Origin of the sequence: Micromonospora sp. NPDC048935 (genome assembly GCF_043197875.1) — a bacterium.
GTDB lineage: Bacteria > Actinomycetota > Actinomycetes > Mycobacteriales > Micromonosporaceae > Micromonospora.
The window spans coordinates 124,941-139,412 of record NZ_JBICTZ010000008.1 but is presented as its reverse complement, the minus strand read 5'-3'; the positions used below and the strand labels follow the sequence as shown (position 1 = coordinate 139,412).

Below are 14,472 nucleotides of genomic sequence, written 5' to 3'. Positions count from 1 at the left end.
CGCGCATCGTAGGGCAAGCGCTTTCCGCCACGCAACATCGACGACCGTTGCTGGATACCACTACGGCCCGTCTTGCCTCCACCCTCGATGGCTGATCAACTCGTGTGGATGAGCACCCCGCACATGGACCCCGCCGAGTTCCGTCGCGCCGGCCACGCGGTCGTCGACTGGATCGCCGACTACTGGACGACGCTGGCGCAACGACCTGTCACCTCCGCCGACCCGCCGGGCACGGTGGCCGCCGCCCTCCCCGCCGCCCCGCCCACCGCCGGCGGCGAACCGGTCGAGGCGGTCCTCGCCGACCTGGAGTCGATCGTCCTGCCGGGGCTGACCCACTGGCAGCACCCGGGCTTCTTCGGCTACTTCCCCGCCAACGCGTCCGGCCCGAGCGTGCTCGGTGACCTGGTCAGCTCCGGGCTCGGCGTCCAGGGCATGCTCTGGGCCACCAGCCCCGCCTGCACCGAGTTGGAGACGGTGCTCATGGACTGGCTGGCCCAACTGATGGACCTGCCGCACCGATTTCGCTCCACCAGCACCGGCGGTGGCGTCATCCAGGACTCGGCGTCCTCGGCGACCCTGGTGGCCACCCTGGCCGCGCTGCACCGGGCCAGCGGAGGCCGCTGGCGCGACACCGGCATCGACAGGCGCTACCGCGCGTACACCTCCGTGCACGGGCACTCCTCCATCGAGAAGGCCGCCCGGATCGCCGGGCTGGGCACCGACGGCATCCGGCCGATCGACGTCGACCCGGACAGCCAGGCACTGCTGCCGGGCGCACTCCGCGCGGCGATCGAGGCCGACCTGGCCGCCGGGGACGTACCCGCCATCGTGGTGGCAACCATCGGCACCACCTCCACCACCGCGATCGACCCACTGCCGGAGATCGGTGCCATCTGCGCCGAGTACGGGATCTGGCTGCACGTGGACGCCGCGTACGCGGGCGCCGCCGCCGTCTGCCCCGAACTGCGGTGGTCGCACGCCGGCCTGGAGTACGCCGACTCGTACTGCTTCGACCCGCACAAGTGGCTGCTCACCGGGTTCGACTGCGACGCGTTCTGGGTGGCCGACCGCACCGAACTGATCGACGCGCTGACCGTACTGCCGGAGTTCCTGCGCAACGCGGCCTCCGAGTCCGGCGCGGTGATCGACTACCGGGACTGGCAGGTGCCGCTGGGCCGGCGGTTCCGCGCCCTGAAACTGTGGTTCGTGGTGCGCTGGTACGGCGCCGAGGGGTTGCGGGCGCACATCCGCTCCGGGGTGGCACTGGGCGACCGGTTCGCCGAGCGGGTCCGCGCCGACGACCGGTTCGAGGTGACGGCGGCGCACCCCTTCTCACTCGTCTGCTTCCGACTGCGCGCCGACGACGACACCAACGCGGCACTGCTGGCCGCGGTCAACGCCACCGGACGGGTGCACCTGACGCACACCCGCGTCGCCGGCCGCTACACGCTACGGCTGGCGGTCGGCTCGCCCCAGACCACCGAGGCCCATATCGACGAGGCCTGGACACTGCTCGCCGAGACGGCCGACAACCTGCGTTCTCCCTGACCGCCGCAGCACCATCGCCCGTCGTCACGCGCGCCCTTCACTCCTGCGCCCCGCGCCCCGTGCCCCGTGCCCCGTGCCCCGTGCCCCGTGCCCCGTGCCCCGCGCCCCGCGCCCCGCGCCACAACATCCCCGAAAGTGCTGCCTCAGACACGCGGGAGACAGCACTATCCCCGATCTTGCGCGGATCTTGGCAACGAACACCACCGCCGGAAGACCGGGGCGGGGTGTGGGGCGCATACGGCGCCGGGCCACGCTCGAACCAGGATGTAGTGGCCACGAAGCGCCGGGGGAGGCCACTACATCCTGGATAGTGCACGATCTTGGTGACCCAACCCTGGCAGTCGCGACGCCAACCCGGTCCTATCGCGCTCTGGACCGCGCACCCTACCCCCCGGACGGCAGCCGCCGTCGATCATGGAGTTGTGGTGCCTCGCCGTCGGGGCAAAGCCCGACCGTGGGGCAAGCCCGACCGTGGCGCAAGCCCGACCGTGGCGCAAGCCCGACCGTGGCGCAAGCCCGACCGTGGCGCAAGCCCGACCGTGGCGCAAGCCCGACCGTGGGGCAAGCCCGACCGTGGGGCAAAGCCCGGAGGCGGACGGGGTTCAGCGTGGCGTGGGCGTACCTGTGGCGGCCAGGTCGGCCGCTACCGCACCGGTGGCAGCAACTTCGGGCAGCGCGGCGGGGACGGTCGCGACGGAGGGAGCGCTCGCGGCTTCGGCGCGGGCCCGGCGGGTGCGGCGCAGCGCTCGGACGGCCAGCACCAGGGCGGCCAGCCAGCCGGCGGCCAACAGGGCGTACAGGACCGGGCGGACCGGGCCGTCCAGTTCGGCGGAGCGGATCAGCGTGCGGGCGTTGCTCAGCACGATCACGCCGCCGACCGCCGCACCGAGCAGTTGGGCGGGCACGATGCGCACCAGCCAGGCGGCCAACGGGGCGGCGATGAGCCCGCCGATCAGCAGCGCGGCGACGGTGGGGAGCAGGAACCCCTCGGAGCCCAACCCGATCAGGAAGCCGACACTCGCCGCGGCGGCCACGACGAACTCGGCGGTGTCCACCGAGCCGATCACCTTGCGGGGTTCCATGCGGCCGGAGACCAGCAGCGCCGGCGTGGCCACCGGACCCCATCCGCCACCGCCGGTGGCGTCGACGAAGCCGGCGACCAGGCCCAGGGGGCCGAGGAAACGCCCGCGTAGCCGCCCGCCGACCCGATCGGTGCGCAGCGGTCGGGCGAAGCGGACCAGCAGGTACGCGCCGAGGGTGAAGAGGATGCCGGCCATCCACGGCGCGGCCGCCTCGGTGGAGATCGAGCTGAGCAGAGTGGCACCGGCGAAGGCACCGATGGCGCCGGGCAGGGCGATGCGGGTCACCACCCGCCAGTCGACGTTGCCGAAGCGCCAGTGCGCGACCCCGGCGGCGAGGGTGGTGCCGATCTCGGCCAGGTGCACCGAGGCCGAGGCGGCGGCCGGGGCGACCCCGGCGACCAGCAGCAGAGTGGATGAGGTCAGCCCGTACGCCATGCCGAGCGAGCCGTCGATCAGCTGCGCGACGAGCCCGACCAGAGCGAGTACCAGCAGCTTGCGCACGAGCGCCCCCTGACTTTTCGGTATCTCCTATCGACTTAGTCGACAATGCGGCACGGGGCGGCCCGGGTCAAGCCTCTGATCGGTGGATGGGACGCCCACCGTGCGACGCCAACCCAGGCAGCACGGCCGACCCAGGCAGCACGGGGCCCGGGATCGGGCCGGTGCTCAGATCCAGGCGCGCGGGTCGGCCACCAGCTCGGTGATTCGCGCGGGCAGGGTGCCCGCGGCCACGTCGGCGACGCTTACCAGTTCCAGGATCTCCCGTTCGCTTGCCCGCAGCGCGATCCAGACCTCCTGGAGCGCGCGGGCCGGGCCGTGGTAGCCGAGCTGCTCGGGGCGTTGCCCGCGGACGTGGGCCAGCGGCCCGTCGATCACCCGGATCACCTCGGCGAGCGAGATCTCCTCGGCGGGGCGGGCCAGCCAGTAGCCGCCCTCCGGGCCGCGCTGGGCGTGCACGATGCCGCCCCGGCGCAGTTGCAGCAGGATGCTCTCCAGGAACTTCGGCGGGATTTCCTGGGCACGGGCGATCTGCTCGGCCGTGACGGGCCGGCCGCGCCCAGGACCACTGGCCGTCGCGGCAAGCTCGGCGGCCGCGCGGAGGGCGTAGTCGACCCGGGCGGAGAGGCGCATGCCGGCAAGGTTAGCCCCCGGTCAACCGGCCGGGCGGGCGACCCTCGGCTGATCGGCTAAGCATCGATGGAATTCGCGTCATTCGCGCCCGTTCCGGCTGTCGTCGAGGACCAGTCAAAGTACGCCATGATCCACCGTGAGGTGGGGGCCGAAATGCCGGCATGAAGCGTCCTTATGCTGGGCGGGGGCACGACCGCCAGACCGTTGTGGCGGTGCCGGTCAGCAGATTGACAAACATCGGGGGAAGGCAACACGATGACCGATATCGCCACACGCACCTGGGATGGCATGACCATCCCGGTCGCTGGCACCTATCTTCTCGATCAGGCGCACAAGCGGATCGGTTTCCTGTCCCGGCACATGATGGTGAGCCCGGTGCGCGGCGAGTTCGCCGAGGCCACCGCGCAGATCTTCGTGGCGGAGGACCCGCTGCTCTCCTCGGTGACGGCGACCATCGCGTCGGCCAGCATCACCACCGGCAGCAGCGACCGGGACACGCATCTGAAGAGTGCCGACTTCCTCGACGTGGAGCGCTATCCCACGCTCGAATATCGAAGCACCGGCATCAGGTGGCAGGGCACCGAGGACCCCATCTTCCAATGGGCGCGGCTGCGCAGCCACCGGCTCGGTGGACGTGGTCGGAGTCCCATTGTTCCGCCGCAGTCCGACGCCACACCGGGGCGATTCGTGCTGACCGGTGAGTTGACCGTGAAAGGAATCACCCGGGCGGTCGACCTGGAGGTGAATTTCGGTGGTGCCCGTCGTGATCCGTACGGGCAGAACATCTTCGGGTTCAGCGCGACGGCCGAGATCAACCGCGAGGATTACGGCCTACTCTGGAATGTCCTGCTGGAGAGCGGCGGGGTCCTGGTCGGCAAGACGGTGCAGATCGAGATCGCGGGCGAGGCGATCCACCAGGCCTGACCGAGGCCCTCCCCGCCAGGTCCTGGCGGGGACGTGGTCGGGAGCGTCAGGCGCCGACGCGGCGCAGGAGGCCCTCCTGGACGGCGCTGGCGATCTGCTGGCCGTCCGTGGTGAACATCCGGCCGGTGGCGAGGCCACGCGCGCCGGATGCCGACGGGCTCAGGCAGTCGTAGAGGAACCACTCGTCGGCGCGGAACGGCCGGTGGAACCACAGCGCGTGGTCCAGGCTCGCGCCGACCAGCCCGCCCGGCCCCCACACCTCGCCGTGGACGGAGAGCACCGAGTCCAGCAGGGTGAGGTCCGAGGCGTAGGTGAGCGCGCAGGCGTGCAGCAGCGGATCGTCGGGCAGTTTGCCGTCGATGCGCATCCAGACGCGCTGGTGCGGGTCGGCCGGCCGGTCGCCGGGACGGACCCAGCCGGGCTCGCCGACGTAGCGTACGTCGATCGGCCGCGGGATCTGACCCCACATGCCGAGCCGCTCCGGGTACCGGGAGAGCCGGTCGCTCATCGTCGGGACGTCCTGCGGCGGCGGCACGTCCAGCGGAGCCGGGGCCTGGTGGTCCAGCCCCTCCTCGGCCCGTTGGAACGACGCCGACATGAAGAAGATCGGCTTGTCGTGCTGGAGCGCGACCGCGCGGCGGACCGAGAAGGAGCGGCCGTCGCGGATGTTCTCCACCTGGAAGGCGATCGGCTCGACCGGGTCGCCGGGGCGGACGAAGTAACCGTGCAGCGAGTGCACGAACCGCTCCGGGTCGACAGTGCGGCCGGCGGCGACAAGCGCCTGACCGGCGACCTGGCCGCCGTACACCCGTTGTGGGCCGACCGGGGGGCTCATCCCCCGGAAGGCCATCTCCCCGGTCGGGTCGAGGTCCAGCACTTCCAGCAGCTGGTCGACAGCCGCCTGGCCGACCGCGACCCGACCGTCGCTCACTGCAGCGCCCGCGCCGACGCCGCGTCGACAAGCGATCCGAGCTGGTGTACGCGCAGCGTGTTGGTCGAGCCGGGGGTGCCGGGCGGGCTGCCCGCCACGATCACCACGTAGTCGCCGGGGTTGGCCCGGTCGAGGCCGAGCAGCGCCTGGTCGACCTGGCGGAACATGTCGTCGGTGTGCTGCACGAACGGCATCAGGAAGGTCTCCACGCCCCAGGTGAGGGCGAGTTGGTCGCGCACCTCGGGGACCGGCGTGAAGGCCAGCAGCGGGAGGTCGCAGTGCAGGCGGGACAGCCGTCGCACGGTGTCACCGGTCTGCGAGAAGGCGACCAGGGCCTTGGCGTTGATGGCTCGGGCGATCGACGAGGCGGCGACGGTGAGCGCGCCACCGTGGGTACGCGGGTCGTGCTGCAACCGCGGCACCCCGATCGAGCCGGCCTCGGTGGTCGTCACGATCTTGGCCATGGTGCTGACGGTCAGCACCGGGTACTTGCCGACGCTTGTCTCGCCGGAGAGCATCACCGCGTCCGCGCCGTCGAGCACCGCGTTGGCGACGTCGGATGCCTCCGCCCGGGTGGGCCGGGAGTTTTCGATCATGGAGTCGAGCATCTGGGTGGCCACGATGACCGGCTTGGCGTTTTCCCGGCAGAGCTGCACGGCGCGCTTCTGGACCAGGGGGACCTGGTCCAGTGGCATCTCGACACCGAGGTCACCGCGGGCGACCATGACACCGTCGAAGGCCAGCACGATGGCCTCGAGGTGCTCCACCGCCTCCGGCTTTTCGACCTTGGCCAGCACGGGGCGGAACACGCCCTCCTCGGCCATGATGTTGTGGACGAGCTTGATGTCCTCGGCCGAGCGGACGAAGGACAGCGCGACCAGGTCGACGCCGAGACCCAGCGAGAAGCGCAGGTCCTCGGCGTCCTTCTCGGACATGGCGGGCACGCTGACCGCCACGTTGGGCAGCGAGACGCCCTTGTTGTTGGAGACCGGGCCGCCCTCGGTGACCAGGCAGCGGATGTCGTTGCCGGTGACGTCGGTGACCTCGACCGCGACGCGACCGTCGTCGATCAGCAGGCGGTCACCGGGCTTCACCTCGTGCGGCAGCTTGTCGTAGGTGCAGGAGACCCGCTCCTTGGTGCCCAGAATGTCGTCGCTGGTGATCACGACCGAGTCACCGGTGCGCCACTCGTGGGGGCCGTCGGCGAACCGGCCGAGCCGGATCTTGGGGCCCTGCAGGTCGGCGAGGACCGCCACCGGCTTACCCGCCGCCTCGGACGCCTCCCGGACGAGTCGATAGACCGACTCGTGGTCGGCGTGGCTGCCGTGGCTGAAGTTGAGCCTCGCCACGTTCATGCCGGCCTCGACGAGACCCCGGATGCGCTCCGGGGACGAGGTGGCGGGACCAAGGGTGCAGACGATCTTCACACGGCGTGTCACGCCCATCAGGCTAGTCTCTCCTTCAGGTCGGACTCGGGGCCGACCCATTGCAGGCAGCGGAACAGGTGTCGAACGACGCGCGGTGCGCGTCGGGCCGGCGGGCGGAACCGCACCGGGAACGTTGTGGCGACGGGCAACGGCGACCGCGCGCCGGGAATCGTACGCCTCCGTCGGTGTGCGGTGTCGGGGTGCTCCCGAGGAACGCTCACCGTGGGTGCACCGACGGGGGCAGGGTGGGCACCGCGGTCAGCAGGTCACGGGGGTCGTAACGGCGCTTGGCCCGGCGCAGTCGCGCCCAGTTCGCGCCGTAGGCGAGCCGGACCCGGTCGGTCTCCTCCGGGGCGAGCAGGTTGGGGTAACCGCCGGGCAGGGCGAGCCCGGCGAGCGCCGTCGAGGTGCGCTCCGCCCACTCCCGGTGCGGTCCGGCCGGCTCGCCCGGCGCCCAGACCGCGATGATCTCGGTCAGCAGGTGGTCGCGGCGCAGGCCGAAGGCCGTGTCGGCGAGCCGGACCCGGGTGGCCGCACCGTGGAAGTGGTGCACGGCCAGCGCCGAGTACGGCGAGCCGACCTGGTGGGCGGCGTCGACGAGCGCGTCCGCCACGCCGTCGGTGAGCGCGGGCAGCCAGCGGGTTCGCAGCAGGTAGTGGTTGCCGTCGACCATCCCGCCGTCGAACATCCGCAGCGCGTCCTCGTACGGCATCGGGGCGACCTGGTCGACGAGCGGGGTGCCCAGCGCGCGCAGCCGGGCCATCCACGGCAGCCCGGCGTCCAGGTCCGGCCCGCTGTAGAACGGGCAGACGAAGACCATCGGCTCACCCGCCGGGCCGGGCAGGAAGCCGGTCATCACGGTCAGCTCGTCGGGGGCCTCGGCGATGAGCGTGCCGTAGCCGCGCAGCACGGCGGGCGCCTCGGCCAACGCGAACATGATCATGCCGGCCAGCACGGCGGGCAGCCGGTGCGCGCGCAGGCGCAGCTCGGTGACCACGCCGAGATTGCCCCCGCCGCCGCGCAGCGCCCAGTACAGCTCGGCGTCGTGGTGGGGATCGGCGGTGACCCGGCGGCCGTCGGCGAGGACCACCTCCGCACCGAGCAGGTTGTCCAGGGTCAGACCGAACCGGCCGCACAGCGGGCCGTACCCGCCGGCGAGGGTGAGCCCGGCCACGCCCACGTCACGGACCACCCCGGTGGGCACCACCAGGTCGTACGGGCGGGTGGCGGCGAGCAGTTCGGCCGTCGTGGCACCACCGCCGACGGTCACCGTGCACGCGTCCGGGTCGACGCGGACGGCGCGCAGGGCGGTCAGGTCGAGCACCAGACCGCCGTCGCGCAGTGCCCGGCCGGCCCAGTCGTGCCCACCGGAACGGACCGACAGGGGCAGGTGGCACCGTGCGGCGATGCGTACCGCGCCGGCCACCTCGTCGGCGTCCCGGCATGTGGCGACCAGGATGGGCGTGCGGTCCACGGCGCCGTTCCAGAGCCTCGTGGTGGTGCCGAAACCGGGATCGCCCGGCTCGTGCAGCCGGTCGCCGAGCAGGGCTCGCAGCCGGGCGGTGGCCGTCGCGACATCAGGGGTGGCAGCGGAGATCATGGCGACTCCTCGACCGGGCCGACCCCACGCTTCCGGGTGCGCCCCGGCGGCGGCCCGCACTGGGCGCGACCGTAGCACCGGCACGCCGCCGGGCGCCGTCGCCATCACGACAACGCCTCGACTGACCGACAGCTCAGCTCTCGGTCTTGACCAGTGGAAACTCCAGGGACCCGGCCGGGCAGAGGAAGGTGAGCACGTCCACCCGGTAGAGCCCGGCCTGCACCGCGGGGTCGGCCTCCAGCACGCTGCGGACGTCGTCGACGCTGCCGGTGCGGGCCAGCCCGAAGCCGATCGGCGGTTCCGGCTCGCGGGCCGGCCCGTCGATCGAGCCGGCGACCAGGATGATCCCGCCACGCTGCAACGCCTGCATGTGCTCGGCGTGCTCCGACTGCAACCGCTGCACGGTCTCGGCGGGCAGCGCCCGACCGGCCGCGCCGGGATAGATCACGATGCACTCGTACGTGTCGAGCGCGAAGTTGACCTGCGGCACTCCCATGGGTGCTCCCTCCGCCGTCGCGCCGGACGGCACCGGCCCCGCCAGCGTCGCACGGGCACCCCGGTCGTACCGGGTGCTTCCCGGCAATCCGTCTCGATCCGCCCACCGCGTGTCCAGGCACACAGTCGACCGGCGGGCGGCATGCCCGTCGACTTCCGGGGGATGATCTACCCCATGGCGACAAACATCAGTGAGCAGCCCGCGAAGGCGTCCGGCACGTACCGGATCGGCGGGGACGTCACCGTCAACCGGCTCGGTTACGGGGCGATGCAGATCACCGGCCCCGGTGTCTGGGGTGATCCGAAGGACCCGGCGGAGGCGGTCCGGGTGCTGCGCCGGGCCGTGGAGTTGGGCGTGACGTTCATCGACACCGCCGACTCGTACGGGCCGTTCGTCTCGGAGCTGCTGATCCGCGAGGCCCTGCACCCGTACGCCGACGACCTGGTCATCGCGACCAAGGCCGGGCTGAGCCGCTCCGGGCCGGGCGACTGGCGCGCGCTGGGCCGCCCGGAGTACCTGCGTCAGCAGTGTGAGCTGAGCCTGCGCCACCTCGGCCTGGACACGATTCCGCTCTACCAGTTGCACCGGATCGACTCGAAGGTGCCGCTCGCCGACCAGTTGGGTGAGCTGGCGCTGTTGCGGCAGGAGGGCAAGATCCGGCACATCGGGCTGTCCGAGGTGAGCGTCGCGCAGATCGAGGAGTCGCGGGCGATCACCACGATCGCCTCCGTACAGAACCTGTACAACCTCGCCAACCGCAGCGCCGAGGACGTGCTGGAGTACTGCGAGAGCAACGACCTCGCGTTCATCCCGTGGTTCCCGATCGCCACCGGCGAGCTGGCCCGCCCGGGCGGGCCGCTGGACGCGATCTCCACCGCGCACGGCGCGTCGCCCGCGCAGCTCGCGCTGGCCTGGTTGCTGCGCCGCTCGCCGGTGATGCTGCCGATCCCCGGTACGTCGTCGGTGGCGCACCTGGAGGAGAACGTGGGCGCGGCCGACGTGCGGCTGACCGACGACGAGTTCGAGTCGCTGGCCAAGGCGAGCTGACCCGCCGGTGCGGACGCCGCCGGTCTCAGTCGGCGGCGTCCGGGCCGGGCTCCCGGGCGGCCCGCAGCGCCTCGGTCGCCTGGGCCAGCAGGCGAGCCGAATCGGTGCGGCCACTCACCTGCAACTCCACTTCGGTGTCCCCGGCCTGGATCCGGATGCTGGCCTCGGTGCGCTGCTGGTCGACCCAGGACTGCAACAGGTTGAACAGCCCGGGGAGCAGCCCCTGGGCCAGCACCGCGACGATCACCGCGTCGCTGAAGCCCGCCCGTCCCCCGCCGCCGGCCTGGCGGACCACCGGCCGGTACTGCGGGTTGCGGTGGATCCAGTCGAGCAGGGCGACCGGTGGCGGCTGCCGGTGCCGCGGACTGATGGTCAGCCGGACGGGCTGTCGCGCGGCGGTGTCACTGTCGGTCACGGTTGCTCCCGGTCAGTTGGCGGCGGGGCGGAAGTCGATGGTGTCCCCGTCGGCGGTGGCGACGCCCGTCACGGTCAACGTGTCCTCGTCGGTGAACGGCGAGGTGGTGCCGAAGTACGTGGTGGTGCCGCTGACCTGCACCCTGCCCCGGGTCTCGGACGGCGTGGCGACCTGTGCGCTCGCCGGGCCGGTCAGTTCGACGGTGATCTTCGGGTATTCCAGGATCTTCCAGGTGACCTTCTGCGCGGAGCCGCCGTAGTAGCGGAACGGGCAGCCCGGCGGCGCGGCGACCGTCTGCTTGGCGCACTCGTCCAACCAGGCGCGTACGCGGGCCTCGACGGCCTCGCCGGCCGCCGGCTTGAGCACCGGGGCCAGTTGCAGGGTGGCGGCGCTCTGCCCCGGGTCGACCGCCACGATCTCGCTCGGCGTCTCACTGAGCACGCTGGACGGGCCGGTCGCCGTGTACTCACCGGGCAGCAGCACCAGTGCGGGACCCTCGGCGGCGCCCGGCAGCGCCACCTCGTTGAGCTGCACGCCGGGGCCGGCGACCGGGGTGTCGAGCGTGGTCAGCCCGCCGTTCAACCGCCAGCCGTGGAAGAGCCCGCCGGTGGCCTCGTCGTCGCGGCTCAGGGCGAGACGAGTGGTACGCCGCTCACCGGCCAACCGGTACGCCACCGTGGCGGTGGCGCTGTCGCCGTCCCGCTCCACTTCGGTGATCTCGACGTCGGTCGGTGGTCGGTAGCCCTTGCCGCGCAGCAGCTGGGCGAGCAACCTGCGGTCGGTGACACCGCTCTGGTCGCTCAGGAGGTCGAGCGCGGCGTCGCTGTCGCGGTCGGCCAGCGCGGAGAAGTATCCGTCGACAGTCGCCTGCGGTCGGAAGAACGCCCACTGCACCACGCCGAGCCCGCCGGTGCCGAAGCAGGCCGCCAGCACGAGGGCACCGACCAGCAGCCAGGTGCGGCGGGTGCCGACCGGGCCGGAATGGCCGAACAACCGCTCGGCGGTGACGGGCTCGTCCGCTGCGGCGGGCACACCGGCCACCGACGCCCGCTCCAGCGCGTCGAGTCGCAGCTCGTGCGGCGGGTGGGTGGCGCAGACCGCCTCGTCCCAGCCGCTGCGGCCGGTCTCGAAGGACAGCCGCCGCTCCAGGATGCGGCGCATGCCGTCGACGTGCCCGGTGAGCACGGCGCCGAGGTCGGCCCGGTACTCGGCCGCCCGGACGTCGCGGGCGTGCAGCGGCAGCACCACGTAGCGCATGGTGAGCAGCACCGGCCAGAAGAACAGGAAGACCACGAAGTTGGTGCCCGGGTGCGGGAACGTCCGCATCAGCCAGGTCGGCAGCGCGTGCGCGAGGGTCAGCGGCAGGCCCACACCGCGCACGAAGGCGCTGGTGATCTCGTCTCCGGTGCGCCAGTGCACCAGCTCGTGACTGAGCAGCGCGGCGACCTCGTCGTCCGGCTCGGTCAGCACGGCGGTGGTGACCACCACGTGCCGGGCGTACGTGCGGGCGTTGCTCAGGACCGGGTCGTCCTCCATCAGCAGCCGGGGCACGCTGGCCAGGCCGAGCCGCCGGGCGCACTCGTCCAGCACGGGGCGCAGCCGCGCGGACTCCCGCCGGCTGGGCTGGCGGGCACCGGAGACCACCAGCAGGCGGGGTTCCAGCAGCACCCGGTAGAGGGTGTAGAGCACCCCGATCAGCGCCGCCGCGGCCACCGTGCCGACCAGACCGGTGATCACAGTGACCACCCCGTTCTCGGCGCCCAGCCAGGGTGCCACCAGCACGGCGAGGAAGCCGATCAGGAAGCCGGCGGCGAAGCCGGCCACCCCGCCGAGCACCCCGCCGGAGCGGGTCAGGAACGCCTCCAGCAGGGAGCCGATCAGCGGGGCGTCGCGCAGCACCTGGGGCACCTGGTCGTCGGCGCCCAACCCGCCGGCGAAGAGGCCGGTGACGGCGAAGACGAGACCGCCCCAGAACGCCAGCAGCAGCGCGACGGGCAGGTAGAACCAGGTGGCGACGAACGCGCCGAGCACGCCCCGCCAGTCCCGCACGATGCCGGCGCGCAGCCAGACCAGCGCGTTCGGATAGCCGGGTGGCCGGTCGGCGAACCCGCCGGTGGATGGTGGGGCCGCGGCGGTCGGTGGCTCGGCCGCCCGGACGTCGAGCTGCGGCACGGTCGGCGGGGTGCTCTCCGGCGGCACGGTGTGCGGCTCGGTCATGCGCGCTGCTCCTCTGGGACGTCGCGTCTGTCGGGAATGGACAGCCGGAGCAGGCTATCGAGCGCATCCGACGGCGAACACCCCCTTTCCCAGTAACGTCGTCCACCCGACATTTACCCGTCGCGCGTCCATCCGGGACCACCCGCGCACGCACCGCGCGAGGCGGTCGGGTCGGGCCGTCCACCGGGGCACCGCACACGACGGCGTACGAGGCCGGCGGTTCGGCGTCGCCGTACAGCAGACCCGCGCCCTGCGCGCACCCCCGGGCGGTGACCGCGAATGGCATGCTGTGGCCGTGGCCGCCGACGAACCTCCCGAGCGCCAGCTACGGGTGATGCCGTGGTGGCTGGTGCTCGTCGGCCTGCTCGTCGCCGCCGCTCTGGGCTGGCTGGTGCTGGGCCTGCTGCTGGCCGAGGCCGACCGGGCCGGCCAGCCGGACACCCGCGCCACGCTGCGCATCGACGCGATCCGCACCGGCCTGACCGTGGTCGCCGGCACCGGCGGAGGGCTGGCCCTGCTGCTGGCCGCCCGCCGACAGTGGATCACCGAGCGCGCCCAGCGACACCAGGAGAGCGTCGCCGCCCGGGACCAGGCACACCGCGACCGGGTGCAGGCGCACGCCGAGGCGGTGGCCGAGGCCGCACAGCGCCACCAGGACCGGCAGTCCGCAGCCGCCGAGCACGACGCGGCGGAGCGCCGGCTGACCGAGTTGTACACCCGGGCCGTCGAGTTGCTCGGCAACGACAGCGCGGCGGTACGCCTCGGCGGCCTGCACGCGCTGGAGCGCCTCGGTCAGGACAATCCGGCCCAGCGCCCGACGATCGCAGCGGTGCTCTGCGCGTACCTGCGGATGCCGGCGCCGGACGGCGAGCCGCGCGAGGCGGAGGTCCGGCGCACCGCGCAGCGCGTGCTCACCCGGCACCTACGCGCGGACGACGCGACCCACTGGCCGGAGCTGACGCTCGACCTGACCGGTGCCACGCTTGTCGACTTCGACGCCGCGGGTTGCACGCTCGTCGAGGCGACCTTCACGGCGGCGGCGTTCACCGGCACCACCACCTTCGCGGGCGCGACGACCCGGGGGCGACTCCGGCTCGGGGCGGCCACCTTCGGCGACGTGAGCTTCGAGGGTCTCGCGGCCGACGGCGAGGTCCTGCTCGACGAGGTTCGCGTCGGCGGTCTGGCCAACTTCGACGGGGCCGCGTTCACCGGCGGCCTGTCCTGTCGGCGGTCCGCCTTCGCCGGACTGACCTCGTTTCGCCGGGCGAGCTTCGGTCAGCCGACCAGCTTCGACGCGACCCGCTTCGAGGACGCCGCCTCGTTCCGGGAGGCCGTTTTCGACGCCTCCCTGTCGATGGAGCACACCGAGTTCGGTGCCCCGGCCAACTTCCACGCCGCCCGTTTCCGGCACATGACGGCGTTCCGCTGGGCGATGTTCGGCGCGGAGGCGTTGTTCGACCGGGCCCGCTTCACCGACGCCGCGAACTTCGGCCGGGCCCGGTTCCACGGCATGGCCAGCTTCCGCGAAGCGGAGTTCAGCGGGCCAACGTACGTCGACCAGGCCCGCGCGGTCGTCGATCCGGGGCACCGCTGGCCGGCGGGCACGGTGGTGGAACGGCTCGACGACGAGTGGCTGCTGCTCGTCGACCGCTGA

The 14,472-nt window shown here is 72.6% G+C and carries 12 protein-coding genes; 4 read left to right on the top strand and 8 right to left on the bottom strand.

Annotated features, from left to right (window positions below; genetic code table 11):
* Positions 1–87: 87 nt before the first annotated feature.
* Positions 88–1,548, top strand: coding sequence for a pyridoxal-dependent decarboxylase (locus tag ACGFIW_RS22410; protein ID WP_393318832.1), 1,461 nt, complete (start codon positions 88–90; stop codon positions 1,546–1,548).
* A 602-nt stretch (positions 1,549–2,150) separates the two neighbouring features.
* On the opposite strand, the gene ACGFIW_RS22405 is transcribed toward ACGFIW_RS22410, so the two are convergent.
* A complete protein-coding gene (locus tag ACGFIW_RS22405; protein WP_393318829.1) occupies positions 2,151–3,131 on the bottom strand; it encodes a sulfite exporter TauE/SafE family protein in 981 nt (326 codons plus the stop codon).
* Positions 3,132–3,296: 165 nt separating this feature from the next.
* Positions 3,297–3,761, bottom strand: a complete 465-nt coding sequence (locus tag ACGFIW_RS22400; RefSeq protein ID WP_393318827.1) for an RrF2 family transcriptional regulator — start codon at positions 3,759–3,761, stop codon at positions 3,297–3,299.
* 255 nt (positions 3,762–4,016) lie between these two features.
* Here ACGFIW_RS22400 and ACGFIW_RS22395 point away from each other — a divergent pair, with 255 nt between their 5' ends.
* Positions 4,017–4,685, top strand: a complete 669-nt coding sequence (locus ACGFIW_RS22395) for a YceI family protein (protein ID WP_393318824.1) — start codon at positions 4,017–4,019, stop codon at positions 4,683–4,685.
* Between the two features lie 46 nt (positions 4,686–4,731).
* Here the strand turns inward: ACGFIW_RS22395 and ACGFIW_RS22390 are convergent, their stop codons facing one another.
* The 4 genes from ACGFIW_RS22390 to ACGFIW_RS22375 form a co-directional block, all read right to left on the bottom strand.
* Positions 4,732–5,616 carry an acyl-CoA thioesterase II gene (locus tag ACGFIW_RS22390; protein ID WP_357556255.1) on the bottom strand — a complete coding sequence of 295 codons (885 nt, stop codon included), beginning with the start codon at positions 5,614–5,616 and terminating at the stop codon, positions 4,732–4,734.
* The gene (gene pyk, locus ACGFIW_RS22385) at positions 5,613–7,061 is read right to left on the bottom strand and encodes a pyruvate kinase (RefSeq protein WP_393318821.1); all 1,449 of its coding nucleotides are present in this window, start codon (positions 7,059–7,061) and stop codon (positions 5,613–5,615) included. Before pyk ends, ACGFIW_RS22390 begins: the two co-directional genes overlap by 4 nt.
* 199 nt (positions 7,062–7,260) lie before the next feature.
* Entirely contained in the window at positions 7,261–8,643 is a 1,383-nt protein-coding gene (locus ACGFIW_RS22380; RefSeq protein WP_393318818.1) for an FAD-binding oxidoreductase, read from the bottom strand.
* Between the two features lie 133 nt (positions 8,644–8,776).
* Positions 8,777–9,139: a YciI family protein gene (locus tag ACGFIW_RS22375; RefSeq protein ID WP_357556258.1), complete on the bottom strand. Its 363-nt coding sequence runs from the start codon at positions 9,137–9,139 to the stop codon at positions 8,777–8,779.
* A 174-nt stretch (positions 9,140–9,313) separates the two neighbouring features.
* On the opposite strand from ACGFIW_RS22375, the gene ACGFIW_RS22370 reads away from it, so the two are divergent.
* Positions 9,314–10,186 (top strand): aldo/keto reductase, encoded by an 873-nt coding sequence (locus ACGFIW_RS22370; RefSeq protein WP_393318815.1) that lies wholly within the window; start codon positions 9,314–9,316, stop codon positions 10,184–10,186.
* 25 nt (positions 10,187–10,211) lie between these two features.
* Here the strand turns inward: ACGFIW_RS22370 and ACGFIW_RS22365 are convergent, their stop codons facing one another.
* Positions 10,212–10,601, bottom strand: coding sequence for a hypothetical protein (locus tag ACGFIW_RS22365; protein ID WP_393318813.1), 390 nt, complete (start codon positions 10,599–10,601; stop codon positions 10,212–10,214).
* Between the two features lie 12 nt (positions 10,602–10,613).
* The gene (locus tag ACGFIW_RS22360) at positions 10,614–12,818 is read right to left on the bottom strand and encodes a M48 family metalloprotease (RefSeq protein WP_393318810.1); all 2,205 of its coding nucleotides are present in this window, start codon (positions 12,816–12,818) and stop codon (positions 10,614–10,616) included.
* A 295-nt stretch (positions 12,819–13,113) separates the two neighbouring features.
* On the opposite strand from ACGFIW_RS22360, the gene ACGFIW_RS22355 reads away from it, so the two are divergent.
* Positions 13,114–14,472, top strand: coding sequence for a pentapeptide repeat-containing protein (locus ACGFIW_RS22355; RefSeq protein ID WP_393318807.1), 1,359 nt, complete (start codon positions 13,114–13,116; stop codon positions 14,470–14,472).

Coding starts and splice junctions, on each gene's coding strand:
- ACGFIW_RS22410 (WP_393318832.1), top strand. CDS start 88: ATGGCTGATCAACTCGTGTGGATGAGCACCCCGCACATGGACCCCGCC.
- ACGFIW_RS22400 (WP_393318827.1), bottom strand. CDS start 3,761: ATGCGCCTCTCCGCCCGGGTCGACTACGCCCTCCGCGCGGCCGCCGAG.
- ACGFIW_RS22395 (WP_393318824.1), top strand. CDS start 4,017: ATGACCGATATCGCCACACGCACCTGGGATGGCATGACCATCCCGGTC.
- pyk (WP_393318821.1), bottom strand. CDS start 7,061: ATGGGCGTGACACGCCGTGTGAAGATCGTCTGCACCCTTGGTCCCGCC.
- ACGFIW_RS22380 (WP_393318818.1), bottom strand. CDS start 8,643: ATGATCTCCGCTGCCACCCCTGATGTCGCGACGGCCACCGCCCGGCTG.
- ACGFIW_RS22375 (WP_357556258.1), bottom strand. CDS start 9,139: ATGGGAGTGCCGCAGGTCAACTTCGCGCTCGACACGTACGAGTGCATC.
- ACGFIW_RS22370 (WP_393318815.1), top strand. CDS start 9,314: ATGGCGACAAACATCAGTGAGCAGCCCGCGAAGGCGTCCGGCACGTAC.
- ACGFIW_RS22360 (WP_393318810.1), bottom strand. CDS start 12,818: ATGACCGAGCCGCACACCGTGCCGCCGGAGAGCACCCCGCCGACCGTG.